Annotated in this window: 26 protein-coding genes; 8 read left to right on the forward strand and 18 right to left on the reverse strand. The window is 67.6% G+C overall.

The genetic code is table 11. The features are described from left to right. Positions 1-126: 126 nt before the first annotated feature. The 5 genes from era to ABH915_RS12905 all read right to left on the reverse strand — a co-directional run bounded on the left by era (position 127) and on the right by ABH915_RS12905 (position 4307). Positions 127-1086 carry a GTPase Era gene (era, locus tag ABH915_RS12885; RefSeq protein ID WP_018773093.1) on the reverse strand — a complete coding sequence of 320 codons (960 nt, stop codon included), beginning with the start codon at positions 1084-1086 and terminating at the stop codon, positions 127-129. Further along, positions 1070-2401 (reverse strand): hemolysin family protein, encoded by a 1332-nt coding sequence (locus tag ABH915_RS12890; protein WP_370121839.1) that lies wholly within the window; start codon positions 2399-2401, stop codon positions 1070-1072. The genes era and ABH915_RS12890 overlap by 17 nt, the downstream gene beginning before the upstream one ends. Next, entirely contained in the window at positions 2398-2871 is a 474-nt protein-coding gene (ybeY, locus tag ABH915_RS12895) for an rRNA maturation RNase YbeY (RefSeq protein ID WP_018773095.1), read from the reverse strand. Before ybeY ends, ABH915_RS12890 begins: the two co-directional genes overlap by 4 nt. Further along, entirely contained in the window at positions 2868-3956 is a 1089-nt protein-coding gene (locus tag ABH915_RS12900; protein ID WP_018773096.1) for a PhoH family protein, read from the reverse strand. The genes ybeY and ABH915_RS12900 overlap by 4 nt, the downstream gene beginning before the upstream one ends. A gap of 162 nt (positions 3957-4118) precedes the next feature. Further along, complete coding sequence (locus ABH915_RS12905; RefSeq protein ID WP_370121844.1) at positions 4119-4307, reverse strand: hypothetical protein; 189 nt, start codon at positions 4305-4307, stop codon at positions 4119-4121. 168 nt (positions 4308-4475) lie between these two features. On the opposite strand from ABH915_RS12905, the gene ABH915_RS12910 reads away from it, so the two are divergent. Beyond that, positions 4476-5129, forward strand: a complete 654-nt coding sequence (locus ABH915_RS12910; protein WP_370121847.1) for a class I SAM-dependent methyltransferase — start codon at positions 4476-4478, stop codon at positions 5127-5129. Positions 5130-5157: 28 nt separating this feature from the next. On the opposite strand, the gene ABH915_RS12915 is transcribed toward ABH915_RS12910, so the two are convergent. Beyond that, a complete protein-coding gene (locus tag ABH915_RS12915) occupies positions 5158-6204 on the reverse strand; it encodes an NAD-dependent epimerase/dehydratase family protein (RefSeq protein WP_370121850.1) in 1047 nt (348 codons plus the stop codon). 61 nt (positions 6205-6265) lie between these two features. Between ABH915_RS12915 and ABH915_RS12920 the strand changes: the two genes are divergently transcribed. Then, the gene (locus tag ABH915_RS12920) at positions 6266-6709 is read left to right on the forward strand and encodes a GNAT family N-acetyltransferase (protein WP_370121852.1); all 444 of its coding nucleotides are present in this window, start codon (positions 6266-6268) and stop codon (positions 6707-6709) included. Between the two features lie 42 nt (positions 6710-6751). Here ABH915_RS12920 and ABH915_RS12925 read toward each other — a convergent pair whose 3' ends face one another. Together ABH915_RS12925 and ABH915_RS12930 are read right to left on the reverse strand one after the other, a co-directional pair. Continuing rightward, on the reverse strand, positions 6752-7249 hold the full coding sequence (locus ABH915_RS12925) for an N-acetyltransferase family protein (protein WP_370121855.1): 498 nt from the start codon (positions 7247-7249) through the stop codon (positions 6752-6754). 87 nt (positions 7250-7336) lie between these two features. Further along, positions 7337-8392, reverse strand: a complete 1056-nt coding sequence (locus tag ABH915_RS12930) for a DNA polymerase IV (protein ID WP_370125000.1) — start codon at positions 8390-8392, stop codon at positions 7337-7339. Between the two features lie 374 nt (positions 8393-8766). Here ABH915_RS12930 and ABH915_RS12935 point away from each other — a divergent pair, with 374 nt between their 5' ends. Further along, positions 8767-9693 carry a GerMN domain-containing protein gene (locus ABH915_RS12935; protein ID WP_370121858.1) on the forward strand — a complete coding sequence of 309 codons (927 nt, stop codon included), beginning with the start codon at positions 8767-8769 and terminating at the stop codon, positions 9691-9693. A 52-nt stretch (positions 9694-9745) separates the two neighbouring features. On the opposite strand, the gene ABH915_RS12940 is transcribed toward ABH915_RS12935, so the two are convergent. The 3 genes from ABH915_RS12940 to hrcA all read right to left on the reverse strand — a co-directional run bounded on the left by ABH915_RS12940 (position 9746) and on the right by hrcA (position 12759). Beyond that, a complete protein-coding gene (locus tag ABH915_RS12940; RefSeq protein ID WP_370121860.1) occupies positions 9746-10534 on the reverse strand; it encodes a 16S rRNA (uracil(1498)-N(3))-methyltransferase in 789 nt (262 codons plus the stop codon). 2 nt (positions 10535-10536) lie between these two features. After that, complete coding sequence (dnaJ, locus tag ABH915_RS12945) at positions 10537-11667, reverse strand: molecular chaperone DnaJ (protein ID WP_018773105.1); 1131 nt, start codon at positions 11665-11667, stop codon at positions 10537-10539. A 78-nt stretch (positions 11668-11745) separates the two neighbouring features. Next, positions 11746-12759 carry a heat-inducible transcriptional repressor HrcA gene (hrcA, locus tag ABH915_RS12950; protein ID WP_018773106.1) on the reverse strand — a complete coding sequence of 338 codons (1014 nt, stop codon included), beginning with the start codon at positions 12757-12759 and terminating at the stop codon, positions 11746-11748. Between the two features lie 317 nt (positions 12760-13076). On the opposite strand from hrcA, the gene ABH915_RS12955 reads away from it, so the two are divergent. After that, positions 13077-13928 carry a DUF3097 domain-containing protein gene (locus ABH915_RS12955; protein ID WP_370121865.1) on the forward strand — a complete coding sequence of 284 codons (852 nt, stop codon included), beginning with the start codon at positions 13077-13079 and terminating at the stop codon, positions 13926-13928. 143 nt (positions 13929-14071) lie between these two features. Next, positions 14072-14491: a DUF4870 domain-containing protein gene (locus ABH915_RS12960; protein WP_018773108.1), complete on the forward strand. Its 420-nt coding sequence runs from the start codon at positions 14072-14074 to the stop codon at positions 14489-14491. Positions 14492-14623: 132 nt separating this feature from the next. On the opposite strand, the gene hemW is transcribed toward ABH915_RS12960, so the two are convergent. After that, the gene (gene hemW / locus ABH915_RS12965; protein ID WP_370121869.1) at positions 14624-15862 is read right to left on the reverse strand and encodes a radical SAM family heme chaperone HemW; all 1239 of its coding nucleotides are present in this window, start codon (positions 15860-15862) and stop codon (positions 14624-14626) included. Positions 15863-15907: 45 nt separating this feature from the next. Next, a complete protein-coding gene (gene lepA, locus ABH915_RS12970) occupies positions 15908-17761 on the reverse strand; it encodes a translation elongation factor 4 (RefSeq protein WP_026266375.1) in 1854 nt (617 codons plus the stop codon). Between the two features lie 254 nt (positions 17762-18015). Between lepA and ABH915_RS12975 the strand changes: the two genes are divergently transcribed. Together ABH915_RS12975 and rpsT are read left to right on the forward strand one after the other, a co-directional pair. Beyond that, positions 18016-18633: a type II toxin-antitoxin system PemK/MazF family toxin gene (locus ABH915_RS12975; RefSeq protein WP_370121873.1), complete on the forward strand. Its 618-nt coding sequence runs from the start codon at positions 18016-18018 to the stop codon at positions 18631-18633. Positions 18634-18836: 203 nt separating this feature from the next. Beyond that, the gene (rpsT, locus tag ABH915_RS12980; protein WP_018773112.1) at positions 18837-19097 is read left to right on the forward strand and encodes a 30S ribosomal protein S20; all 261 of its coding nucleotides are present in this window, start codon (positions 18837-18839) and stop codon (positions 19095-19097) included. A 243-nt stretch (positions 19098-19340) separates the two neighbouring features. On the opposite strand, the gene holA is transcribed toward rpsT, so the two are convergent. The 3 genes from holA to ABH915_RS12995 form a co-directional block, all read right to left on the reverse strand. Next, a complete protein-coding gene (holA, locus tag ABH915_RS12985; protein ID WP_370121876.1) occupies positions 19341-20357 on the reverse strand; it encodes a DNA polymerase III subunit delta in 1017 nt (338 codons plus the stop codon). Next, complete coding sequence (locus ABH915_RS12990) at positions 20291-22252, reverse strand: ComEC/Rec2 family competence protein (RefSeq protein ID WP_370121880.1); 1962 nt, start codon at positions 22250-22252, stop codon at positions 20291-20293. Before ABH915_RS12990 ends, holA begins: the two co-directional genes overlap by 67 nt. A gap of 148 nt (positions 22253-22400) precedes the next feature. After that, the gene (locus tag ABH915_RS12995; protein WP_370121883.1) at positions 22401-23048 is read right to left on the reverse strand and encodes a helix-hairpin-helix domain-containing protein; all 648 of its coding nucleotides are present in this window, start codon (positions 23046-23048) and stop codon (positions 22401-22403) included. Between the two features lie 911 nt (positions 23049-23959). Here ABH915_RS12995 and ABH915_RS13000 point away from each other — a divergent pair. Next, positions 23960-24559 carry a hypothetical protein gene (locus ABH915_RS13000; RefSeq protein ID WP_370121886.1) on the forward strand — a complete coding sequence of 200 codons (600 nt, stop codon included), beginning with the start codon at positions 23960-23962 and terminating at the stop codon, positions 24557-24559. Here the strand turns inward: ABH915_RS13000 and ABH915_RS13005 are convergent. Together ABH915_RS13005 and ABH915_RS13010 are read right to left on the reverse strand one after the other, a co-directional pair. Next, a complete protein-coding gene (locus ABH915_RS13005; RefSeq protein ID WP_018773116.1) occupies positions 24543-24728 on the reverse strand; it encodes a hypothetical protein in 186 nt (61 codons plus the stop codon). The two genes, ABH915_RS13000 and ABH915_RS13005, sit on opposite strands and share 17 nt — an antisense overlap. A gap of 113 nt (positions 24729-24841) precedes the next feature. After that, positions 24842-25918, reverse strand: a complete 1077-nt coding sequence (locus ABH915_RS13010) for a DegV family protein (RefSeq protein ID WP_370121889.1) — start codon at positions 25916-25918, stop codon at positions 24842-24844. Positions 25919-25996 lie beyond the last annotated feature (78 nt).

Consider the following 25996-nt stretch of genomic DNA (forward strand, 5'->3'; position numbering starts at 1 on the left):
GCCTTCCTAAACGAACGGGGAGTCAGCCCATTTTAGAGTCCGAATCTGAGAAAACGCCGATGGCCCTGTCTTGGGAGCGGCGGGAAGGGCCCAACGGCCAAAATAGTGGCCCAGGAACAGCCCGGTTCAGAACCCCAGTTTGACGAGCTGCTTCGGGTCGCGCTGCCAGTCCTTGGCGACCTTGACGTGCAGGTCGAGGTAGATCCGGGCACCGAGCAGCGCCTCGATCGCCTTGCGCGCGTTGGTCCCGACCTCGCGGAGCCTGGCGCCGCCCTTGCCGATGATGATGGCCTTCTGGGAGGGGCGCTCGACGTACAGGTTGACGCGGACGTCCAGGAACGGCCGGTCTTCGGGACGGCCTTCCCGCGGAACGATCTCATCGACGACGACCGCCAGGGAGTGCGGCAATTCGTCGCGGACGCCTTCGAGGGCTGCTTCCCGGATGAGTTCGGCGATCATCACCGCTTCCGGTTCGTCCGTCAGGTGACCGTCCGGGTACAGCGGCGGCGACGCCGGCATGTGGCCGATCAGGACGTCGGCAAGGGTGTCGACCTGGAATCCGTCCGTGGCGGAGACCGGGACGATGTCCTTCCAGCCCTCCTCGCCGAGGACCTCGCGGCCCAGGGCGGCGACGGCGAGCAGCTGCTCGGTGAGGGCCTGGCGGTCCACGGTGTCGGCCTTGGTCACGATCGCGATGATGGGCTTGTTGGGGATGGCGGCGAGCTGGGCGGCAATGAACTTGTCCCCGGGGCCGATCTTCTCGTTGGCCGGCAGGCAGAAGCCGATCGCGTCGACCTCGGCGAGGGTGTCGGCGACCAGTTCGTTCAGCCGCTTCCCCAGCAGCGTGCGCGGGCGGTGCAGGCCCGGGGTGTCGACGAGGATCAGCTGGGCGTCGTCCCGGTGCACGATGCCACGGATTGTGTGGCGCGTGGTCTGGGGCTTGGCCGAGGTGATCGCGACTTTTTGGCCGACCAGGGCGTTGGTGAGGGTGGACTTGCCCGCATTGGGCCGCCCGACCAGCACCGAGAAACCGGCGCGGTAGCCGCCGTAGGCTGCTTCGCCGTCGGACTTATTCTGCTTGCTCACGTGAGACTCCCTGTTGGATTGGTGCGGCCTCGTCGAGAAGGTCTTCAAGGTCAGTTTGTTCTTTTGCCACGGCGGCCGCAATGATGTGGCTGACGCGGTTCCGCCGGCCCTCCAGCCGGTCGGCGCGGAGTGACAGTCCGTGGACCTGGACGGTGCTGCCGACAATCGGCACCCGCCCGAGGGCCTTGGCGAGCAGGCCGCCCACGGTGTCTACTTCGTCGTCGTCGAGCTCGAGGTCGAAGAGTTCGCCGAGGTCATCGATGCTCATGCGGGCGCTGACCCGGTAGCTTCCGTCCCCCAGGGCCACGGCCTCGGCGCTTTCGGTGTCGTATTCGTCCACGATTTCGCCGACGATTTCCTCGATGAGGTCCTCGAGCGTGACCAGCCCCGCAGTTCCGCCGTATTCGTCAATGACGATCGCAACGTGCGTGGATTCTTTCTGGAGTTCGCGCAGCAGGTCACTGACGAGCTTCGAGTCCGGCACGTAGCGGACCTCGCGGGCCACCTCGTCCACGACCGGGGGTTCCTCGTCCGGGCCGAGGTTGTGGAGCGAGGCGGCAACGTCCTTCAGGTACACAATGCCCAGGATCTGGTCCGTGTTTTCGCCGATGACCGGGATCCGCGAATACCCGGAGCGCAGGAACAGCGACATCGCACGGTGCAGGCTGGATCCGGAGTCGATCGTGAGGATGTCGGTCCGCGGCACCATGACGGAGCGGACCAGGGTGTCCCCGAAGTCGAAGACCGACTGGATCAGCTCGGCCTCGTTGTCCTCGATCACGTCGGACTCGGTGGCCCGGTCCACGAGTTCGCGGAATTCCTCCTCGCTGAAGAACGCCTCGCTGTCGGCCGGCGCGCCGGGCGCTACGACGCTGCCGAGCCGCACCAGCCAGCCCGGGATCGGGCCGAGCACGGCATAGAGGGACCGGACCAGCGGGGCGCTGAACCGGACCAGGGCGGCGGAATGGACCCGGCCGAGCTGCCGGGGGGACACGCCGACGATCACGAAGCCGACCAGCGCCATGATGCCGGTGGCCGCCAGCCCGGCCAGCCAGACGTTGTCCAGCATGCTGTAGAGGAGGACGGTGACGGCCACGGCGGCGGCCATCTCGAACCAGACCCGCCAGAACCGCAGGGCGCGCATGTGCCCCACGGGATGGGCCAGGATGCGTTTGAGCGAGGTGCCCCTGCTGTTCAGGACCGCCTGTTCGGCGTCGTGCCGGGGCAGGAAGTTGAAGGCGGACTCGGCGGCGGTGAGCACTGCGGCAAAGCTAAGGAACACCAGCGCCATGCCGGCGAGGATCAGTGGGGTCACTGAACCGTCTCGGACGGGGCTGCTTTGCCGGTGAAGGCTGTCAGGAGTTCGCGCTGCAGCCCGAACATCTCTTCCTTCTCTTCCGGCTCGGCGTGGTCATAGCCCAGCAGGTGCAGGATGCCGTGCGTGGTCAGCAGCAGCATCTCGTCCTGGGTGGAGTGGCCGGCGTTGCGGGCCTGGACCTCGGCCACCTGGGGGCAGATGGCGATGTCGCCGAGCATGCCCTGCGGTGTCGGCTTGTCCGGCGTGCCCGGCGTCAACTCGTCCATGGGGACCGAGAGGACGTCGGTGGAGCCGGGCTCGTCCATCAGTTCGAGGTGCAGCTTTTCCATGGCGGGTTCGTCCACCAGCAGGATGGACAGCTCCGCCTGCGGGTGGATGTAGAGGCTTTCGAAGATGAAACGCGACAGCGCCACGAGCTCGGACTCGTCCACGACGACGCCGGATTCGTTGTTAACCTCAATGCTCATGCGTGTTCTCCCCGCGTTTCCCGGGCAACGGAGTGCTTGACCCGGTTCCTTTGGACTTCGTCCCAGATGCTGTACGCGTTGACGATATCCCCCACGAGGCGGTGCCGAACGACGTCGGAGGCATCCAGGATCGAGAAGTTGACGTCCTCGATTCCCTGCAGGATCTCCTCGACAATCCTGAGCCCCGAGCGGGTGCCGAAGGGCAGGTCCACCTGGGTGATGTCGCCGGTGACCACCATCTTGGAGCCGAAGCCCAGACGGGTCAGGAACATCTTCATCTGCTCCGGCGTGGTGTTCTGGGCCTCATCGAGGATGATGAAGGCATCGTTGAGCGTGCGGCCCCGCATGTAGGCCAGCGGGGCGACCTCGATGGTGCCGGCGGCCATGAGGCGGGGAATGGATTCGGGGTCCATCATGTCGTGCAGGGCGTCGTAGAGCGGCCGCAGGTAGGGGTCGATCTTGTCGCTCAGGGTGCCCGGCAGGAAGCCGAGCCGCTCCCCCGCCTCGACGGCAGGACGGGTCAGGATGATGCGGCTGACTTCCTTCTGCTGCAGGGCCTGGACTGCCTTGGCCATTGCCAGGTAGGTCTTGCCGGTACCGGCCGGCCCGATCCCGAAGATGACCGTGTTCGCGTCGATCGCGTCCACATAGTTCTTCTGGTTCAGCGTCTTGGGCCGGATGGTCTTCCCGCGGGTGGAGAGGATGTTGGTGGTCAGCACTTCCACGGGGTTCTGCAGTGACTGGCTGCGGAGCATGGAGACGAGCTGCTGCAGCACGGCCGGGGTGATGACGGTGCCTCGGGCCACCAGCCCGCGCACCTCATTGAGCAGGCGCATGATGCGCGGCACGTCGGCGGCAGGCCCGCTGATCGCAAGCTCGTTGCCCCGGACGTGGAAATCGACGGCGGGGAACTGGTTTTCGATGAATCTTAAGGCTTCGTCATGGCTGCCCAGCGACTGGACCATCTGCTCTGAGTCGTCGAACAAGACCACCTCCGTCCGCAGCCCTGGTAGGGAGTGGGGAAATTCCCCTGCGGTGCGTTCTCGGGCGCTGAACCGGGCCTTGCCGTTCGCTGCTTCAGTCATGGTGTTGGCCCGCGGGCCTCTGGTCCCCTCCAGTATGAATATGGTCTGTCGCCGTGATCCGTACCGACGGCGGTTCGCACCGCCCGCGGCCGGGGTCAACGGGTCCTTCCATCTTACGCCAGCGCGGCGTGGCCGACGCCGGAGGGGATACGGCGTCGGCCGTTACGGGTCCGTGTTACCGAAGACGACCCACCCATCCAGCCAGTGGGCGCCTGTTGCCGGGCACGGCTGTTCCGCGGTGAAACCGGCCGGCCCGTGCTGGGTTGCTGCGGTGATCAACGTCAGCCCGGTGGCGAAGTGTCCAAGAACGTGGCGGAGTGTCGTCGGGCTGAGATCAGTTTGTTCCGTCATGGCGGGTCCTTTCGGGCGCTGGTAGCCCCAAATCAACCACCGCGGATACGGGTTCCCAAGCCGGCCGCAACGCACTGTCGCGCAGCGACACAACGCGTCACGGACCCGTTGCATGACGTAAGAAATGGACGCCACGGGTTCGCCGGCCATGGCCGTTAGGCTCGGTTGATGGCAAACCACGAAAATTTGATGGACGTCAGATCCGCGTACGACACGGTCGCCGAGACTTATTCAGCGGTGATCCCGGATACCAGCTTCGAGGCCGAGCTGGATATGGCCATGGTGGACCATTTCATAGCGCACCTGCGCGCCACGGCGGACCGGACGGTGATCGACGTCGGATGCGGCACCGGACGAATGACCGGTTACCTCGGCCATGCCGGGCTGAACGTCAGCGGTGTCGACGTGTCGCCCGAAATGGTCCGGGTCGCGCAAGAACTGCATCCCGGGCTGCTGTTCGAAGTCGGAGAGCTGGCGGACCTGCCCAAATCCGACGCAGCTGCGGACGGCGTCCTCGCCTGGTATTCGATCATCCACTCTCCCCCGACGGCGCTGCCGGCGATCGCGCGCGAGTTCTGGAGAGCGCTCCGCCCGGGCGGTTCGGCGCTCGTCGCTTTCCACGCCGGCAGCGGCCACCACACGATTGACCGCGCCTACGGACATGACGTCCAGCTCCGCACGGAACTGCACGCCCCCGACGAGGTGGCGCTCCGGTTCACGGAACAGGGCTTTGCGATGCGCGCCCAGCTGGTGCGTTCACCGCGAGCCACGGAAAAACATCCGCAGGCCGCCATTCTCGTCGACAAACCCCTAGCCCCTTAAGCCCTTAGCCCCTCAAACCTGTAGCCCCTCACAGGGGACGTTGGCGTGTCCGCAGGGCGGAACCAGCGGTGAACTGCTCTTCACGGCTGTAGTCGAGATAGTGCCCGAGGGACGGATCGTCGGTTCCCGGCATGGCTCCGGCCGCTGCCGCCTTCACCAGCCAGTCCACCTGATGCGGGATGGTCTGGGCGTATGTCCCCACCGGCTCATAGGCCAGGTCGAGGGAGGCCTTGGTGCTGAGTACCAGCGGGGGCCGGAAATCCCAAGGGTGGTCGCCGAGGCCCGCGGGTGCGCTGTCATCCAAGAGCACCTCTTCCCAATGGTGGCCCAAGTGGCGGGCGATTGCTGCCGCGATCTCCCGGGCATTCGGCGCATCTGGATCAGCGCTGTTGAGGATCCGTGCCGCGGGCACGGCGGCCACCCGTTCCACGAGGGCCGCCGTGTTCACCGCTGCCGTCGTGTGGTCCGCACCCTGCCCCGCATGGGCCAGGAATACGGCCGGGCGCCGGTCGAGCACCCGTTTGACGAACATCCATTCCCGGGGCAGGGCCGCGCCCTCACCATGTACCTTGGAGGCCCGGATCACTGTCACCGGATGGCCGCTGTCCAGGAGGGTGTGCTCTGCGGCCACCTTGTTCGCGCCATAGCCTTCCCGGGAACGGTATTCCCCGGCTCCCGGCCGCATAGTCGGATTGCCCTCGAGGATGGGCGCCTCAAAGCGGGGCGGTATATCGGAATTGACGTGGTTGCCGGCGGCGTCGACGTACACGGCCTTGCTCGAGAGCATGACGGCGGAGGTCACCGCGGCCAGGTGCGGCAGGAGTTGCCGGGCATCGGCCTCCGCGTAACACACCGCGTCCACGAGGAGATCGGCACCACCGGCCATCAGCCCGGCCAGGGCGTCGTCGTCACGACGTTCGGCGGCGATAAATCGGGCACCGGCGGCAGCCAGGTCAGCCGGCATCTTGGTCCGGTCCCGGCCCGTCATGTCCACGGCCCAGCCGGCACGGATCAGCCGCCACGCAATTGCGCGGCCGAGAACGCCAGTGCCTCCAAGGATCACAGCCCGTTTCATGGGTCCGACTCTAACGGACGGGGTGCCTGGGGCGGACGCACCGCCAAAGTACGGTACTTCCATGTTCATCATTCGCGAAGGGCGCCCAGACGATGTGCCCGGCCTTGCGGCGCTAAGGGCCACGTGGGCGGCGGAACAGGACCCTGCGCTCATCAACGATCCAGCCTTCGATGCCGCCTTTAGAGAGTGGATGACTGCCAGTCCCCGAAAGTTCTTCGTGGCCGACTACGGTGGCGAACTAGTCGGGATGCTCAACCTGATGATTTTCGAGCGGATGCCCAAACCGGGGACGGAATCGTCCCGGTGGGTCTATCTGGGCAACGCATACGTCCTTCCGGAGTTTCGGAACGCCGGAGTCGGCGGCCGGCTCGTGCACGCCTCGATCCGGTTCGCGCAAAGCATCACTGCCGTACGGATGGTGCTTTCCCCCTCCGACGAATCACGCGACTTTTACGCACGGCTTGGTTTCGAGCCGGCCGCGGAACTGAACATTCTCAGGTTCTGACCCCTCGGGTCCGCCAGGCCGATGCGCCGTGGATGTGCCCGGCTAAATGTCGGAGCGGACCATCCTTATCTCAGGTAGTTCCTCCCAATCGGGTGAAAGCAATTTTCGTGTCCCATCGGGCTGAAAACCGTTCTTGGCATAGAAGGCCTGAGCACGGGGGTTGGCCTCAAGCACCCACAGGTAGGCGGGTAAATCGCCGAGGGCGGCCCTCAGCAGGGCTTCCCCGAGTCCAGTGCCATGGGTGCGCCCCAGTGTGTAGATGGAGTAAAGCTCAAGTTCTCCGGGTAAGTCATCGTCACGTCCCGTGCCTGCGTCGGCAAATCCGACGATTTCATTGCTCTTGTCCAGGGCGATGATTCGAGGCTCAGCGCTGTCCAGATAAGGTCGGCGTTTTTCCACGCGCTGCGGGATGCTGGCACGGCGCGCATCGAAGAACGCCGGGGACAGAAGGTGGCCGTAGCATTCCTCATGGGCCCGGGTGTGCATCCGGACTACGGCGTCAGCGTCCCCACCCGCGGCCTGGCGGATGTGGTATTCCATCCTCCCAGCCTAGCTTTGACTTGAGGGGTTCCCAGGGTCATTTTCAGCCTGCCCGCAGAACGCTGCGGCGGTAAGGCAGCGACGCCGTCACCAACCGCCGCGCGTCGGTGTATGTCCCGTTCGGGCATCGTCGGGCATCGCCATTTCGGCCCGCAGGCCCAGGAGCCGGATCGGACGGCCCGCTTCGACTCCGGCTGCGAGGTCCAAGGCCCGCGAGAGGATTTCGTCCCGGTCGAATGTCTCGGGAATCTTCCTCGCGTGTGTCTTGGTGACGAACGGCGCGTAGCGAACCTTCAGGGTCAGTCCAACCACGGGCCGTCCTTCGGCCACAACATCCTCCAGGACACGCGCCGTCAGCTCCCTCACGGCGCCGTCCACCTGGGCGGGTTCGGTCAGGTCGCGCTGGAAGGTGGTCTCCCGGCTATGCCCGCGGGCAACCCACGGGGTGGCGTCCACAACGCTGGCGCCGTCCCCGCGTCCGAGCTCCGCGTACCAAGGTCCCATCCTGGGGCCGAACTCCGGTACCAGGTCTTGGGGGTCGGACGCGGCGAGCTCGGCGACTGTGTTGATGCCGAGTTTGGCCAGCCGGCCCGACACCTTGGTTCCGACGCCCCACAGGTCCTTGGTGGGCCGACTGCCCATGACAGCGAGCCAGTTCCCGGCAGTGAGACGGAAGACGCCGGCCGGCTTGCCGAAACCGGTGGCGACCTTGGCTCGGACCAGGGTGTCGCCGATGCCCACACTGCAATGCAGCTGCGTACGCTCCAGGACAGCGGCCTGCACCTGCCGGGCGTAGGCTTCCGGATTCTCAGTCTTGATGCCCACAAAGGCTTCGTCCCAACCCAACACCTGCACGGTGGCGCCGGGCTGCGCGCGCAGGGTGGCCATGACCGTTTCAGACGCCGCCAGGTAAGCCTCCTGATCGACGGGCAGGATCACGGCGTCGGGCACTTTCCGGGCCGCAATGCGTAAGGGCATGCCGGAACCCACGCCGAACGCCCTGGCTTCGTAGGATGCGGTCGACACCACGGCGCGTTCCGTAGGATCGCCCCGGCCGCCGACAATGATCGGCTTGCCAGCAAGCTCCGGCCTCCGGAGTACTTCGACAGCCGCGATGAACTGGTCGAGATCGACGTGCAGCACCCACGGGATTCCGCTCACGCCACCAGTCTGCCCTAAACGACCCCGGCAGGCATCGCTGGCTCAGCAACGATGGGCGCCACCGGCGTCCGCGCTTGGAACCACCAGCGGGCAACTTTAGGTATCAACTTTGTATCGGCCTCATATCGTTCCCGTTGCAGTTCCGGCGCCGGGGCCCAAACCCGGCTGCCGCGCCGTGCCCGTGTGCCATGCTGGAATCCGGCTCCCCCGGGATCGCCGCGCCGGTCTCCGGCCGGTGAGGGACGGGGGCGGCCGCCAGCGGCCGACGACGGCTACAAACGGACCATCACCGCGGAACGCGGGGCGTAAGACGAAGGGACAGCGGCATCAGCAAGCGTGGAGTTCAGCAGCCATCGGTGGGGCGCATCCGCCGCGCCGCGCTGGCGTTGGCGCTGCCTGCCGCCCTCGTCCTGTCCGGCTGCGTGGCGACGCCGCAGAGCGGCATCACGAATTCCAGCAGCCCGTCGGAACTCATTCCCGTCCCGGCGTCGGGCGTGCCCACCACGAGCGCTCCGCTCGAGACAGCCCAGACGTCGAACAAGGCTCCCGTGTATTGGATCGGCCGGGGCAATGACAACGCGTTTCTCTACCGCGAGTTCCGAGACGTTCCGGACCAGGACAATCCCGTCACCCGCGCCCTGCGGGTAATGATGTCGCAGAAGCCGCTGGACCCGGATTTTTTCACGCCCTGGCAGAATCCGAAGAAGCTGGCGACGTCGATTTCCGGCAAGAACGTCATCACGGTGGATGTCTCCGCTGATGCCTTCAACAGCAACGTGGATGCGGCCATGGCCGAGCGCGCCATCCAGCAGCTCATCTACACGGCGACAGCTGCCGCGGCCAGCGCCGGCCTCATCGATGCCGGACAGCAGGTCCAGGTGGTTGTGCTGGTGGACGGTCACACGGACTACGTGGCCTTCAACCATGTCCGTCTGGGCGAGCCGACGTCCCGCAGCGCCGGGATGGTGGCCCCTGTGTGGATCATTGATCCGCAGGAGGGCACGTCCGTGGGCGACGGATCGGTCAAGATCCGTGGCCGCAGCACCGTCCAGGGCGGGAAGCTCCGCTGGGCGATCCTCAAGGTCGACGGCGACGGCGACAACGCCAAGACCGCGTATCTCAACGGCAGCGCCACCGCCTCGGCCGATGCAACCCAGTCCGGGCTGTTCACTTTGTCCGTGAACCTCGGACCGGGCAATTATGAGGTCCGGGTGTCCCAGGTGGACGCATCCGACAGCGCCAAGGAGGTATTCCAGGACACCCGCGGGTTCACGGTCAAATAACCGTCACCGTCAAATGGCCGTCACTGTCACTGGTGACGGCGGCTGCCGCAGGTCACCAGCGGCCGAGGATGTCGCTGGCCAGCACGGTGGCGGCGGGCCCCGCCGTGGACGAACGCAGAACATGGTGCCCCAAAAGGGCCGTGACCGCGCCGGCGTCGCAGAGCCGGGTCACCTCCCGCGGACTGATGCCGCCTTCCGGACCCACGATCAGCAGGACCTCACGGGATCCGGCGTCGCCTGCCATGACCTCGCCGGGCTGCGCGGATTCCAACCAGGATTCCAGGACGAGCCGCAGGGGGCGCACGGCGTCTTCATGCAGGATGACGGCGAGGTCTGCCGCCGCCACGGCCGCCTGCAGCCCGGCGCCGTCGACGGCGGCCCGGACCTCGGGAATCCATGCCCGGCGCGCCTGTTTGGCGGCGGCCGTCACCACCGACTGCCATTTGGCATGCGCCTTCGCGGCCCGCTCGGCCTTCCACCGCACGATGGACCGCTCGGCCTGCCAGGGAATGACGGCGTCGATGCCCAGTTCGGTCGCGGTCTCGGCCGCGAGTTCGTCGCGATCGCCCTTGGCGAGGGCCTGGACCAGGACCAGCCGGGTTCCGGGCCGCGGTTCCTCGGCAAGGTCCACGCATTCGACGGTCAGCTCCCCGGGAGCGACTGCGGTCACGGTGCCGGTCAGGCGTTTGCCGGCGCCGTCCGCGATGTCGACGGTTTCCCCGACGGCGATCCGCTTGACGGTGACGGCGTGGCGTGCCTCGCCGCCTTCAAGGACGAAGGCCGAGCCGGGGACCTGCTGGTCCAGGGTGCCTGGAGCGGTGAAGAAGACCGGGTTACTCACCGCTACAGGTTACCGAGCCGGTCCCGCAGTTTGGCGAAGACGCCGCCGCTGGCCGCAAGCTTTCCTTCCGTGAGGTGCTCGCCGCGGTGCTTGGCCAACTGGCGGAGCAGTTCTTCCTGGACGTGATCGAGCTTGACCGGCGTTTCCACCTGCAGGTGCACCTTCAGGTCGCCGCGGCCGTGGCCGCGCAGGTGCGTGACGCCGAGGCCGCGCAGGGTGATGATCTCGCCCGACTGGGTGCCGGCCTTGACGTCGATCTCCTGCTGACCGTCGAAGGTGTCGAGGGATATTTCGGTGCCGAGCGCGGCAGCGGTCATGGGAATGTTGAGGCTCGCGTGGAGGTCATCGCCCTCGCGCACGTAGGTGGGGTCGTTGTTGACCCGGATCTCCACGTACAGGTCCCCGGCGGGGCCGCCGGCGGGGCCTGCCTCGCCCTGGCCGGACAGCTGGATGCGGGTGCCGGTGGCGACGCCGGCCGGGACCTTGACGGTCAGGGAGCGGCGGCTGCGGATCCGGCCCTGGCCGCTGCATTCGTTGCAGGGGTCCTTGATGACGGTGCCGAAGCCCTCGCAGGATCCGCAGGGGGCGGATGTCATGACCTGGCCCAGGATGGACCGTACGGCGCGCTGGACCTGACCGCTGCCGCCACAGATGTCGCAGCGGACCGGGTGGGTGCCCTCGCGGCAGCAGGAACCCTCGCACGTGGGGCAGATGACGGCCGTGTCAACCTCGAGCTTCTTGTTCACGCCGAACACGGCGTCGCGGAGGTCGATGCGGACGCTGATCAGTGCGTCCTGGCCGCGGCGGACCCGGGACGCCGGGCCGCCTTGGCCGCCGCCGGCGCCGAAGAAGGTCTCGAAGATGTCCTGGAAGGCGAAGCCCTGGCCCGAGTAGCTGCCGCCGCCGAAGCCGTTGTCGGTACCGTTCTCGTTGCCGGTGGTGTCATAGACCCGGCGCTTCTGCGGATCAGAGAGGACCTCGTAGGCGTGGGTGACGGCTTTAAACCTGTCCGAGGCATCCTCCCCGGGGTTCACGTCCGGGTGCAGGGTGCGGGCCAGTTTCCGGTAGGCCTTCTTGATCTCCTCCCCCGATGCGTCGCGGGAGACTCCAAGAACGTCGTAGTGGCTGCTCAAAGTGTGTATCTCTTCCTTTTCGTACTGCCTGTGGGGCACTGCCTGTGGGGCAAGAAGTCGTGTTCGGTCCCGGGCCTGTCAGGGCCCCAGGATCCTCGAAAGGTAGCGGGCCACCGCGCGGACGGCGGCCATGGTGGTGGGATAGTCCATCCGGGTGGGCCCAAGCACGCCGACCTTGGCCGTGGCGTCCGGCCCGTAGGCGGTGGCCACAACCGAGGCCTCGGCCAGACCGTCGTAAGGGTTTTCCCGGCCGATGCTGACCGTGACTCCCCGCGGGTCTTCGGCCATTTCGCTGAGCAGGCGGAGCATGACCACCTGCTCCTCGAGGGCCTCCAGCACGGGGCCGATGCTGAGCGGGAAGTCCACGTTGGAGCGGGCCAGGTTGGCGGTGCCGGCCATGACCATGCGCTCTTCGCGGCTGCTCGTGGCCAGGGCCTCCAGGCCGCGGGCCAGCGCCTGGGCCGCTCCGCGCCGCGCGGGCGGGCCACCGGCAACGACGGCGGGCAGCAGCTGCGGCATCAGGCTCAGCGGGGTTCCGGAGAGGCTGGCCAGAAAGCTGGTCCGCAGTTCCGCCAGCGCGTCGTCGGGAAGGTCCTGCCCGACGTCGATCACGCGCTGCTCCACCTTGCCGGTGTCCGCGATCAGTACCGCCAGCACTTTCCGGGGCGCCAGCAGCACGAACTCGATGTGCCGCACCCGGGCGCGGCTGAGCAGCGGATACTGCACGACGGCGACCTGGTTGGTCAGGTGCGAGAGGAGCCTCACGGTCCGGTCAAGAATGTCGTCGAGGTCGTCGGATCCTTCCAGCAGCGCCTGGATGGCCCGGCGCTCGGCCGGGGACAACGGCTTCACCGCTGAGATCTGGTCGACGAAAAGCCGGTAGCCCTTGTCAGTGGGGATCCGGCCGGCGCTCGTGTGCGGTGCCGTGATCAGGCCCTCGTCTTCCAGCGCCGCCATGTCGTTTCGGATCGTGGCGCTGGAGACGCCGAGATGGTGCCGTTCCACGAGTGCTTTGGAACCCACGGGCTCACGCGAATGGACGTAGTCCTCCACGATGGCGCGCAGCACTTCGAGTTTGCGCGGTTCGCTCACGCTCCACCTCCAATCGACGGTCCCGCAGTCGGTGCCGTCCGCCGTGTCCGGTCCGGGTCCACAAGTGCTGCACGGACGGTCCGCAACAGGACAAGGGTTAGCACTCGACATGCCTAAGTGCTAACCAGTCTAATATGAGTCGCCGCGTTGTTAGCATTGGATTCGCTCCAGGCGTGGCCCGCGGGAACGCGATTCCCGTCACGCCGGCGCCGAGACCGTGGCAGCCGCTGCCGTTGCCGCGCCGTCGCGGTCCGGTTCCGGCCCCGGAGAGTTCCACCGACCGCCGTACATTCCGAGTGCAAAGTAAGCGTGTAGAGATGTCGTACCAGAACTGGGGACCCCAGGACCTGTCCGCCCCCGCCAAGACCCAGTTGCCGGAAGTCCCGGTGGAACGCGGGATGGTCCTCGAGGAGGTCCAGTCCGGCTGGGTGGGCGCCGTAACCCGGGTGGAGAAGTCCGGCGGCATGCACGTGGTGGCGCTGGAGGACCGGCGGGGCAAGTCGCGGTCCTTCCGCCTCGGCTTTGGCTTCCTCCTGGAGGGCCAGCCCATCCGCCTGATGCCGCCGGCCCCGAAGAAAGCGGCACCGGCCGCCGGTGCCGGCCGCACGGCGTCGGGCTCGGTGCGGGTGGCGGGGCAGCGCGCCCAGGTGGCCAAGGCCAGCCGTATCTGGGTGGAGGGAAAGCACGACGCCGAGCTCGTGGAGAAGGTGTGGGGCGATGACCTCCGGGTGGAGGGCATTGTCGTCGAACCCCTGCACGGCATTGACGACCTCGCAGCCGCCGTGGCGGAGTTCGGCCCGGGCCCGGGGCGGCGCCTCGGCGTGCTCGTGGACCACCTGGTACCCGACTCCAAGGAGTCGCGGATCGCCGATGCCGTCATGGCCTCACCGGGCGCCGCCGGCAACGTCCTCATTGTGGGGCACCCCTACGTGGACGTGTGGCAGGCCATCCGGCCCGCGGTCCTGGGGATCGAGCAGTGGCCCGTGATCCCCCGCGGCATGGACTGGAAGACCGGCATCCTGATGGCTTTCGGCTGGCCCCACTCCACAAAGGAGGACATCGGCCTGGGCTGGCAGAAACTCCTCGGTGCTGTCCGCAGCTACGCTGATCTGGAGGCGTCGCTGCTCGGCCGCGTGGAAGAGGTCATTGACTTCCTCACCGCGCCCTAGTCCGCCGCGGCGGCCGCCCCTGATCTCCATTTCCGGGTGCGAGCAAGTATTCTTGAAACGGCGGCCGCGCTTCCAGTGCGGTCCCGGCTAGTTCAGGCACAACCCAGGCAGCAACGCATCACCGCAATCCGAAGGGCTACACCGTGGCAGATAACGCACGCGAACACACGGGCAATCAGGCTGGCCATGGCCAGCCCCCGTACCATGGGGTTCCGGCAAACGCGCTGCCGCTGACGGCCAGCGAGGACCGGCAGTGGGCCACGCTCGCCCACTTCGGCGGCATCCTGGGCTGCGTGCCGTCGCTGCTGATCTACCTCATCTTCAAGGACCGCGGCCCGTTCACGGCGCAGGAATCCAAGGAAGCCCTCAATTTCACGCTGCCGCCGACCATCGCCGCCGTGCTGGCCAATCTGCTGGTCTTCATCCCGGTGGTGGGCAACCTCTTCGCCGTGCTCGCCACGGTGATCTGGATTGCTGTGACGTGCTTCTCGGTGGCGGCAGGCATCCACGTCAACCGCGGCCAGCCGCACCGTTACGAGTTCAACCTGCGCTGGATCAAATAGCCGGCGCAGACCAAACTAAAGAGAGCCGGCCGCTGCCCGTATGAGGCAGCGGCCGGCTCTTTTTTGTGCCGCAGGCCGTGTGCGGCCGCTGATGCGGGCCGCCAAATTGTGGAGGCTTTGCGACCGGGCAGATTAGTCCGGCAGGATCCTGCGGACGACGGCGTCGGCCAGCAGCCGGCCTTTGAGCGTGAGGATGAGCCGGCCCTTGAACGCGGCCGCGGGGTCCACGAGGCCGTCAGCGATCAGCCCTGCGACGGCGTGCCTGCCGGTGTCCCCCAGGCCGCCGAGGCTCGGGATGTCGAGTCCGGAGTTCAGCCGGGCCTCGAGCATGACGCGTTCCACATTGCGGGTTTCGCTGTCCAGCGTTTCGCGTCCGGCGGCAGGTGAGACGCCGGCGCCGAGGCGGTTGGCGTAGGCGGTGGGGTGTTTGACGTTCCACCAGCGGACGCCGCCGACGTGCGAGTGCGCCCCGGGCCCGATGCCCCACCAGTCGTCCCCGCGCCAGTAGGCGAGGTTGTGCCGGCAGACCTGTTCGGGGGTGCGGGACCAGTTGCTGACCTCGTACCAGGCGAGCCCGGCAGCGGAAATCAGCTCGTCGGCGAGTTCGTATTTGGCGGCGTGGTCGTCGTCGTCAATTTCCGGGACTTCGCCACGGCGGATCTGCGCGGCAAGCTTGGTGCCGTCTTCAACGATCAGGGCATAGGCGCTGATGTGGTCGGGGGCGTAGGAAAGTGCGGTCTCGAGCGAGCAGCGCCAGTCTTCCAGCGACTCCCCCGGCGTCCCGTAAATGAGGTCGAGGCTGACGGCGAGCCCGGCATCGCGCGCCCACTGCACCACCTCGGGCACCCGGCTCGGCGTGTGGGTGCGGTCCAGGACCTTCAGGACATGCGGCACGGCCGACTGCATGCCGAACGAGACCCGGGTGAACCCGGAGTCGGCGAGCAGCTGCAGGGATTCGGGCGTGACGGAATCGGGGTTCGCCTCGGTGGTTACCTCGGCGCCGGGCTGCAGGCCCCAGGCGCCGATCGCGGCTGTGAGGATGCGCGCCAGGTCCTGCGCCGGCAGCAGCGTGGGGGTGCCGCCGCCGAAGAAGACCGTGCTGAGGGGACGGTCAGGCAGGCCGCTGCCCCTCAGGGCCGCGGCAGCGAACTCCACTTCCGCGATCGCGGTGGCGGCGTAGGCGTCCTGGGAGGCCCCGCCGCCCAGCTCGGTGGCGGTGTAGGTGTTGAAGTCGCAGTATCCGCAGCGGACCGCGCAGAACGGGATGTGCACATACAGCCCGAAAGCGCGCTGATCGGCGCCCTCGCGCGCCTGGGCGGGCAGGAGCCCGTCCGGCGGCGCCGGGTCGCCGAGGGGAAGGACGCTAGGCACGGGCCTGGCCTGCCGATACTGCAGCAACAGTCATTACCTGCACCGTTACTTCTTGGCCTTGTCCTTGGACTCGTCCGTTGTCAGCGCGGCGATGAAGGCCTCCTGCGGCACCTCGACGCGTCCCACCATCTTCATGCGCTTCTTGCCTTCCTTCTGCTTTTCCAGCAGCTTGCGCTTTCGCGTGATGTCACCGCCGTAGCACTTGGCCAGGACATCCTTGCGGATGGCGCGGATGCTTTCGCGGGCGATGATCCGGGAGCCGATGGCGGCCTGGATGGGCACCTCGAACTGCTGGCGCGGAATGAGTTCGCGCAGCTTGCCGGTCATCATCACGCCGTAGGCGTAGGCCTTGTCACGGTGGGTGATGGCGGAGAACGCATCAACCTGCTCGCCCTGGAGCATGATGTCCACCTTGACCAGGTCGGCCACCTGCTCGCCGTCGGCCTTCCAGTCCAGTGACCCGTAGCCGCGGGTCTTGGACTTGAGGATGTCGAAGAAATCGAAGACGATTTCGGCTAGCGGCAGGCGGTAACGGATTTCCACCCGGTCCTCGGAGAGGTAGTCCATGCCGCCCATGACGCCGCGCCGGCTCTGGCACAACTCCATGATGGCGCCGACAAACTCGTTCGGCGCAAGGATGGTGGCGGACACCATCGGCTCGCGGACTTCCGCGATCTTGCCGGTGGGGTATTCGCTGGGGTTCGTGACGTGGACGACCTTCTTGTCCTCCAGCGTCACCTCGTATTCCACGTTGGGTGCGGTGGAAATCAGGTCCAGGTTGTATTCGCGTTCGAGCCGCTCGCGGGTGATTTCCAGGTGCAGCAGGCCCAGGAACCCCACCCGGAAGCCGAATCCCAGCGCGGCCGACGTTTCCGGCTCATACACCAGCGCGGCGTCGTTGAGCATCAGCTTCTCCAGCGCATCGCGGAGCACCGGATAGTCCGTGCCATCGAGCGGATACAGGCCGGAGAAGACCATCGGCTTGGCGTCCGCATAGCCGGGGAGGGACTCGGTGGCCGGCTTGGCGAGGTTGGTGACGGTGTCGCCCACCTTGGACAGGCGGACGTCCTTCACACCGGTGATGAGGTAGCCCACCTCGCCGACGCCAAGGCCCTTGGAGGGGGTGGGTTCCGGGGAGCTCACACCGATCTCAAGGAGCTCGTGCGTGGCACGGGTGGACATCATCTGGATGCGTTCACGCGGGTGCAGCATGCCGTCGACCACGCGGACGTAGGTGACCACACCGCGGTAGGTGTCGTAGACCGAGTCGAAGATCATGGCCCGGGCGGGGGCGTTCGGGTCGCCCACCGGGGCCGGCAGGTCGCGGACGATCTTGTCCAGCAGGACCTCGACGCCCATGCCGGTCTTGCCGGAGACGCGGAGCACGTCGTCGGGGTCGCCGCCGATCAGGTTGGCGAGTTCCGCCGCGTACTTCTCCGGCTGTGCTGCCGGGAGGTCGATCTTGTTCAGGACCGGGATGATCGTGAGGTTGTTTTCCATCGCCAGGTAGAGGTTGGCGAGTGTCTGGGCCTCGATGCCCTGGGCTGCGTCCACCAGCAGGATCGCACCTTCGCAGGCCGCGAGCGAGCGGGAGACCTCGTACGTGAAGTCGACGTGCCCGGGGGTGTCGATCATGTTCAGCGCGTAGCTGGTGCCGTCGAGTTCCCAGGGCATGCGGACGGCCTGGGATTTGATGGTGATGCCGCGTTCGCGCTCAATGTCCATGCGGTCCAGGTACTGGGCCTTCATGTCACGGGACTGGACAACACCAGTGAACTGGAGCATCCGGTCGGCCAGTGTGGATTTGCCGTGGTCAATGTGCGCAATGATGCAGAAGTTCCGGATGATGGCCGGATCTGTTGCGGCGGGCACCGGGGCGGTGCGGGCCATGGGAGACACGCAGGGTCCTTACTGTTGGCATTACTGTTGGCTTTTCCACGGCGAGGTGCGGATGCTCGTATGCCATCCTGCGACGTGGCGCATTTCTGTCCCTATAGTCTCCCACGTCCGGGCCAGAGGCAGTGCATCCCCGCGTTGCGTTGCGTACTCTGCCAGCTCCGGTGGACTCTCGGCGGGATTCCGCCTCTCTCGCCCTCTTCCTTTCCCTGCCCCTCTCTCCCTTGCCCTCCGGGGGTTGCCGGTATGGTTTCCCCATGGATTGGAACTTACGATCGATCAGCGGCGCCGTCCGCGATGCCCTGCGCTTCCTGGATAGACTCGGCGGCTCCGCACCGGGGACCACCCGCGGGCCGGCGGCGAAACCCGCCGGAAAACCTGTCGGAAAGCCTGCGGCGAAGCGGCGGCCCGGCCATGCAAGTCCCGGCACCCCGACCCGCGCCACGGGCGGCACCCCGGCCGCCGGACTGACCGGGACATATCCCGGCGACTTCCGGGGGCGGGCCGCCGTCCGCTACGCCCCCGCACCCAACGGCCTGCCCGAGCCCGGAGAAATCGTCTGGACCTGGGTGCCCTACGAGGAGGACTATTCCCAGGGCAAAGACCGTCCGGTGCTGCTGGTGGGCACCAGTGGCCGGTATTTGCTGGGACTGATGCTGACGAGCAAGGACCACGACGGCGACTCCCGCCGGTCGGATGACTACGTGGACATCGGCACGGGACCCTGGGACCGCCAGGGCCGGCCCAGCGAAGCGAAGCTGGACCGGGTTCTGCAGATCAATTCCAAGGACATCCGGCGCGAAGGGGCGATCCTGGACGCAGGCCGCTTCAACCTCGTCGCGGCCGCGCTGCGGGAGAGCCGCGGCTGGAGCTGACCCGGCGGACACCCTGTGCGGCGGCGGATCGCCACCCGCACTCGTGCCTGCACGTTGATCTCTGCTATTATTTACAGCTGTGTGTCCGTGCAGGTCGACGGCCACAGATGGTTGGTCGCCATAGGTATCCCCACGCCGCTCAGTCAATGGCCAATCTGAAAGCCCTCTAGACCATTTTCCGCATTGAAAAAGAGAGTTCACACGTGGCTAATATCAAGTCCCAGAAGAAGCGCATCCTGACCAACGAAAAGGCTCGCCTGCGCAACAACGCAGTCAAGTCCGAGCTGAAGACGGCCATCCGCGCCGTCAACACCGCCGTTGAGTCCACCGACAAGGATGCTGCGGCTGTTGCACTGCTTTCTGCCAGCCGCAAGCTGGACAAGGCCGTCAGCAAGGGTGTTCTCCACAAGAACAACGCTGCAAACCGCAAGTCGGCCATCTCCAAGAAGGTCAACGCGCTCTAAGGTTTCCAGTTCACTTGAACTGATGATTGTGGCCGGCACCCAGTGGGTGCCGGCCACATCCTTTTAAGCCGGTTCCGCAATGGGCCGACTCCGCACCCGTTCTGGTACGGCTCCGGTACGCCGCAGGCTAACCGCAGCCGGGTGCGCGCCCGGGTCCGGAACCGCAGAGGGCCGACACGCAGGGCCACCTCCAACGGGACCCGCAGGGCCGACAGGCCCGGACCCTGGGTTCGAACGCGGGTGTCAGGAACTTCGGGCTGAAGTGGCAATCACCGTCACCGCATGTTCCACGGCATAAACGGGATCCCGGGAGAGGCCCTTGACCTGGGCGTCGGCCTCGGCGGTGACCTGGATGGAGCGGACCAGCCCCTCGGGCGTCCAGCGCCGGACTTCCCGCTGGGCCTGTTCGACGAGCCAGGGCTGCATTCCCAGTTGCTTGGCGATCTGCGAGGACGATCCCTGCGCACCGGCCACCTTGGCCAGGGAGCGCAACTTCGACGCCAGGGCAGCCACGATCGGAACGGGGTCCGCGCCCGTGGCCAGGGCATGGCGAAGTGTGGAGAGGGCCAGGGGGCCGTTGCCGGCCATCGCGGCGTCCGCGACCTTGAAAGCTGTTGCTTCGACCCGGCCGCCGTAGTACTTGTCCACCATTGCCGAGTCCACGCCGGTGGTGGCGTCAGCGATCAGCTGGCTGCAGGCGGCGGCGAGTTCCGCGAGTTGCGCGCCGACGGCGTTGACGAGGGCGTGCACGGCGTCGGGCTCGATACGACGGGAGGCCGCCCGGAACTCGGCCGTGACGAAGGCGATTTTCTCGGCGTCCTTCTTGAGCGGCTGGCAGTCGACTACGGGCCAGCCCGCGGCCTTGATGACGTCCAGCAGCTTCTTGCCGCGCACTCCCCCGCCGTGGCGGAGCACCAGGAAGGCGTCCGGTTCCGGCTGGGCCACATATTTCAGGGCATCGGCGAGGAAGGCATCGTTCATCGCCTCGAGCCCGTCGACCTCGATGAGCTTTTGTTCGCCGAACAGTGAAGGGCTGACGTTCATTGCCAGGGACCCGGCCGTGTAGCTGCCTGCATTGAGCCGCGTAATTTCGACGTCGGGCGCCGCCGCGCGGACTTGCCCGCGGATACGGTCCATGGCTCGGGCACCCAGGTAGTCTTCCGGACCGCCCACCAGGACGACGGCAGCAGGTGTCACGTCGCGCCAGGTGGCGGTGTTCGACGCCGAGGTCCTGGGCCGTTGGGTCTGGGCAGCAGCCACTCGTGATTCCTCCCGGAAGTTGGTTTGCGGACTCTAAGCGTCCCACGCCCGGACCGGTGCTCCAAGCCGCGGCTAAAGGTCTGCCGGGCGGCTGACCGTGCCACCGTCTGCGACCGTCCGTCGAGGACGGCCACCACCCGCGCGTGCGCCGCCAGGACGCCCCGAACAACCGCGGCCGGGTGCAGGGCGAGCCACGCCGCCGCCAGCACAATCGCGGAAAAGAGTCCCATGGTGGCTGCGCCCAAGGCCCCTTCCGGCCAAGGCAGGGCGGCGCCCGGGAGGGCCGCGAAGAACCGTGCGACCCCCGCCACTGCGCCTGCGAAGACAGCAGCTGCGGCCATGAGGAGTCCTGCTGCGGCGGGGATAGCGGGCAGGAGCGCCGCGCCGGCCGTGCCGAGGAGTGTTACTGGCGCCACGAGCGCTGCAGCGGCCATATTCGCGGGCAGGGCGTAGGCGCCGAACTGCGGCTGCAACAGTACGATCGCCGGGGCGCAGAAGAGCTGGGCGGACAGGGGGACGGCGACGCCGGCTGCCGCCCAGCGCGGCACCGAGGGTGGCAGCCAGTCCATGATGCGGCGTCCGGTGACAACGATTCCCAGCGTGGCCAGGACCGAGAGCAGGAACCCGAAGCTGGTCGCCAGGACCGGCTGCGCCACCAGCAGCCCGATGACGGCCACGCAGAGCAGGCTGAGTCCGCGCCCTGCCCGGCCAAAGGCCACAGACGCGAGGCCGATGCTGCCCATGAGCGAGGCCCTCAGCACGCTGGGATCGGGTCCCACCATGAGGACGAACAGCGCGAGCCCCGCGAGACTGGCCCCAGCGGCTGCCGTGCGCGGAAGCCGGAGGGTGCGGGCGGTGAGCAGCAGCGTCCCCAGGATCAGGCTGCAGTTTGCCCCGCTGACGGCTGTCAGGTGCGTCATCCCGACGGTCTTCATGACGGCTTCCAACTCGGCGTCCAGGGTGCTGGTGTCGCCGGTGACCATGCCGGGCAGCAGCCCGCCGGCGTCGACCCCGAACCGTGCCGCCGCGGCGGTGAAGGCGCGGCGCAGCTCCCCGGGGCCCTGCTGCCATGGCCCGGGTCCCCGCAACAGGGTCGGCGCGGACGTCGCTGCCAGGAGTCCCGCCTCCGGCTGTCCTGGTGCGGCCGGCCGGAGCTTGCCTGTAGCGCGCAGGTGCTGGCCCGGAACGGCGTCTCCCCACGAGGCCCCGCCCATGACGACGAGTCGGGCGTCCCCTGCGACCCTGTGGCCGCCGAAGGTCATCGCGGTCAGCTTCACGGGAACTGCCCAGCGGTCGGCCAGGCCACCGGCCCCGGGAATCCTGAGCCGCCGCGGGGCGCCTGCAATTTCCAGTTCCGCGACGACGGCCGCGCGGGCGGCCACGGCTTCGGCGATTGCGCCGTCATGCCGCTGGGAGGCCTCGACGGCGGCGTGCGCGCCCGCCGCGAGGGAGAGTAACAGCGCCACTGCCACCGTGGCACGTAAGCTGCGCGGAGCCGCCTGCCCGGCACTGGGGCCGAGCCTGGCGCCGCCGCGCCCAATCCTGGTGCGCCGCTCCCTCGCCGGCCGGATCCCAGAACGGCCGAGGTTGACGCGGCCGGGCAAGAAGAGCATGATGCCGGCCGCCGCCAGGGCAGTGCAGAGGCCGGCCAGTCCAGCAGGGGGCAACCAGTTCCCGGCACCGGCGGTACCCCAGACGAGGAGTGCCGGGAACACCAGCCGCAGGTCCGTCCGCCGTCTCCGTGCGATCTGGCGCTGACGAGAGGCGGTGTCACGCGCGGGTTTGAGGGCTTCGCGGATCCGGCCGGCGGCCACCGGATCATCGTGCTCCTCGCGCGCCGGGGAACGGACGGCCGCGTCGGCGTAGCGCTGCCAGCGGCTCGGGGGGACCCTCACAGAACCCAGCCGACTGGTCCGATTCACGCCGGGCTGTGCACTGCCGGGCTCTGCAATGCCGGGCTGTGCACTGCCGGGCTCTGCAATGCCGGGCTGTGCAGTGCCGAGCTGTGCAGTGTCAGGCGATGCGATGTCAGGCTGTGCCACGTCAGATACCCACCAACGGGAGCAGGGCCTCGAGCAACTTCGGACCGATCCCGTCAACGGCGTCGAGCTCCTGCACGGTCTTGAACCGCCCGTGCTGCCGGCGCCAGTCCACGATCCGCTGCGCCAGCACCGGCCCGACGCGCGGGAGAGTCCCGAGTTCCTCGAGGCCGGCGGTGTTGAGGTTGACCTTCCCACCAACGCTGACTGGCCCTGTGCCGCCCGCACCGGAACCGGGCGCAGATGATCCGCCCGCGGGCGCATCCGGCTCATCGGGTTCGCCGCGGATCGGCACCAGGACCTTCTGCCCATCCGCCAGGACGGCTGCCAGGTTGAGCCGGTCCGGGTCCCCGAGGCCAGTGGGTCCGCCGGCGGCCGCAATCGCCTCGTGCAGGCGGCTTCCCGCGGGCAGTTGAACCACCCCCGGGCTGGCCACGGCACCGGCAACATGTACCTCGATGCTTTCCGGCTCTCCGGAGCCACCATCTCCCGGAGGCGCGGTTGTCTCGCCAGTTGCGGGACCGGGTGCTTCCTCGGCGGCAGGGGCGGAGTCGCTGAGAGCCACCACCTGGGCACCGCCGGTGCCGGCCTGCCACCAGAAGCAGCCGCCCAGCAGCACGGCGAGGACGCCCAGCAGAGCCGCAGCCTGCACCCCGGTCCTGGCCCGCAATCGCAAAGTCAGCGGCTGCGTCCTTGCACGGCGGTACCCGCGGGTTGCATCCGCATGGCGTGAAGGGTCTCCCCCAACGCGCCGTCCAGCAGCACGGAAGGCATCAGCCGCCCGGGCCGGGACGGGGCCGTCCGGTGCCGGCACCTGCACCTCCAGCAGCCCCATGGAGTTGCCCGCTTCCCGGCCGGGATCCGGGAATTTGCCCGGATACGCGGCGTCCCCCGCATCCCGGGCATCCCCAGTCGCCGCCAGGCGTTCACGGGCAGCCCTAACTCCCGTGTCGGATCCAGCTCCCGGGTTGCGGCGTGACATGGAAACGACTCTAGGCAGCCCTCACGCCCGCTGATACCGGGGACCAGGCGTATGTGGAAATACCTGAGTAATACGCGTAGATCCGCGGCATCAGGCAAGTATTCCCTACGCTGGTGCCCGCCCGGACCCGGTGGTAACGTCTGCATCCAATCGAGAAGACTTTGCCGGCTGGGGGCAACCCTGATCGCCTGGATGTGAACATCAGGCGGCGAAAGCTGGTGTGCAATGAAGTGGTTGTTTGGGCCCGCGGCGGTGCTGGCGCTTGGCGGTACCATGCTGCCGGCCCCGCCCGTAGTGGCAGATACAACGCAAGCCACCTCAACCCAGGTCGTGAAGTTTTCTCTGGAAAGCAGCTTCTGCCCTCAGCACGGTCTTTACGGCATAGCGCATGTTTCGGTCGACGGTACGGCGGGAATGAATGCGGACCAGAATTTCATCTGGACGACCCAAACAGCCGCCACATCCATCCATGCCGTTCCGCCGCAGGGCGCCGTCGCCAATGTCACGATTGTCTACCACTGCAACGTCCAGGTGCTCTGGTGGCTGGAGCCCGGCAGTGCCCACAGGGTGAAAGCGGCCCTTTGGGTCAACGGCTCAGGCGAGCAGCCCAGCTACACTATCGGGCCGAATCAGCCAGCCCCCGGGCCGACGCCCCCGCCAACGACTCCGCCTCCGACGACCGCGCCGGCAACCGCCCCGCCGACGTCAGTGTCAACACCCGCGCCCACGCCTTTGCCAACGACCCTGACGACGATACCGGCACCCCTTGCGCCGACACCGCCGCCGGCGGCCATACCGACCACCGTGCCAACGTCCGAGCCAACGTCCGAGCCAGTCACCGTGCCGACGACCCCGGCAACGCCCGCCCCGCCAACGTCCCCGCCACCTTCCGAGCCAACGCCAGCGCCGACGGTCGCGCCAACCATCCCGCAAACGTCCGAGCCAACGACCCCGCCAACATCGGAGCCAACGACCCCGCCAACATCGGAGCCAACCACCCCACCAACGTCCGAGCCAACGTCGGAGCCACCGTCCGAGCCAACGACCGTGCCAACGACATCGTCCACACCTGCGTCGACGGAATCGCCGACGCCCGGACGGACATCGCCCGTGCCTACCCCCTGAAACGCAGCTACAGCCCGAGGTTCACTTCTGCCCCGGGGTTCACTTCTGATAGGTGATGTACGCCTCGTACTGCACCCGCCACTTGTCCGCGGCCTTGGGATCCGGCACCGTGGTGGTGAGGAACTGAACGCTGGTCACTTGGCCCTTGAGGTATTTCAGCCACTTGGTCACCTCTTCGGCGACGTCGCGGTCGAATTGGGCTACGTGGTGCACCTGCATTGCCATGGCGGCCTCCGGATTCGCATGTTCGCTGGGTTCGGTGGAGTGACTTTACCGCCGCCGCCCGTTCACGGCCAGAGGCCAGCGCCCGCGCAGATGGAGCGGATGGACCCGCCGGACTAGTCGCCGGCTTCCGTCGCTTCGGCTGCCGCCCCGCCGGGGCGCGCTTCCCCGCCCGCCGGGCCAGCGACGTCTCCGGCGAAGGCATCGGGCTTCGCTGCGGTTGGGGTGCTGCCCTCCCCCACGATCACCGCCAGCACACCGAGCCCCGCATGGGCCGCCAGGACGGCCGGGAGTGCGCTGATCTGGGCCGGCGGGCATTCCGGCAATGCCACGGCCAGGCGCCGGGCAAGGTCTTCGGCCTCGGCCTGGTTGCCGAAGTGGTGCACCGCCAGCCGTGCCTGCCCGGCAGGCCTGGTGGAGGCGTCGGCGGCCACGATTTCTTCGAGCCGTGCGATGGCCTTCCCCGCTGACCGGACCTTTTCCAACGGGATAATCCGGCCATCGTCTACCGCCAGGATGGGTTTGATCGAGAACATGGTCCCCCAGAGCGAGGCCGCCGCACCGATCCGGCCGCCCCGGCGCAACTGTTCCAGGCTCGGCACATAGAAATACACTTTGGTGCGGTCCAGCCTGTCCTGCGCAAAGGCCAACACCTCGGCCGCGCTCCTGCCGTCGGCGGCCGCGACCACCGCGCCCTGCACGCCCATCCCCTGCGCCATTCCAACCGTCCGGGAGTCGAGGACCTCTACCGGGATGCCGACCCGTTGGGCTGCCAGGCGGGCGGCGTCGGCAGTCCCGGAAAGCCCTGCGGAGATGTGAATGGAGACCACGGACTGAAAGCCACGCTCGCTGGCCTCCCGGTAGGCGTGTTCAAACTGCCCCGGTGACGGACGCGAGGTCTTGACGGGCTTGCCGCTGGCCAGGGCCACGGCGATGGTCTCCGCAATGTCGTCCTCACCTTCGCCGTAGATTTCGGCGCCGACCATAACGGGCATGGGGACTACAGTGAGCCGACCGTCGGCAGCGAGAGCCCGGATCCAGTCGGCGGGCAGCGCGGCAGCAGAGTCCGTGACCACCGCAACCTGCACGACGGCGGCGGGAGCCGCTTCGGGGATGCTTCCCCGGGAACCCTGCCGCAGGCGAACAAGCCGGTCGCGCAGCCATGGCCAGCCTGACGGCTCGCGGTCTGGCACGAAGGACCTCCTGCTGTGGGGGACGCATGAACTTTTTTGCCGGCGAGGGCAATCGTGCCCGTCCCATTGTTTGCACTG

The sequence above is a fragment of the Arthrobacter sp. MW3 TE3886 genome, from assembly GCF_041262145.1.
GTDB lineage: Bacteria > Actinomycetota > Actinomycetes > Actinomycetales > Micrococcaceae > Arthrobacter.

Bases quoted from the DNA above. Each gene is read 5' to 3' on its own strand.
- ABH915_RS12975 (WP_370121873.1), top strand. From the start codon at position 18,016: ATGGATTGGAACTTACGATCGATCAGCGGCGCCGTCCGCGATGCCCTG.
- ABH915_RS12910 (WP_370121847.1), top strand. From the start codon at position 4,476: ATGGCAAACCACGAAAATTTGATGGACGTCAGATCCGCGTACGACACG.
- ABH915_RS12905 (WP_370121844.1), bottom strand. From the start codon at position 4,307: ATGACGGAACAAACTGATCTCAGCCCGACGACACTCCGCCACGTTCTT.
- ABH915_RS12915 (WP_370121850.1), bottom strand. From the start codon at position 6,204: ATGAAACGGGCTGTGATCCTTGGAGGCACTGGCGTTCTCGGCCGCGCA.
- ABH915_RS12955 (WP_370121865.1), top strand. From the start codon at position 13,077: ATGTCGTACCAGAACTGGGGACCCCAGGACCTGTCCGCCCCCGCCAAG.
- ybeY (WP_018773095.1), bottom strand. From the start codon at position 2,871: ATGAGCATTGAGGTTAACAACGAATCCGGCGTCGTCGTGGACGAGTCC.
- ABH915_RS13005 (WP_018773116.1), bottom strand. From the start codon at position 24,728: ATGGCAATGCAGGTGCACCACGTAGCCCAATTCGACCGCGACGTCGCC.
- ABH915_RS12920 (WP_370121852.1), top strand. From the start codon at position 6,266: ATGTTCATCATTCGCGAAGGGCGCCCAGACGATGTGCCCGGCCTTGCG.
- ABH915_RS12900 (WP_018773096.1), bottom strand. From the start codon at position 3,956: ATGACTGAAGCAGCGAACGGCAAGGCCCGGTTCAGCGCCCGAGAACGC.
- ABH915_RS12925 (WP_370121855.1), bottom strand. From the start codon at position 7,249: ATGGAATACCACATCCGCCAGGCCGCGGGTGGGGACGCTGACGCCGTA.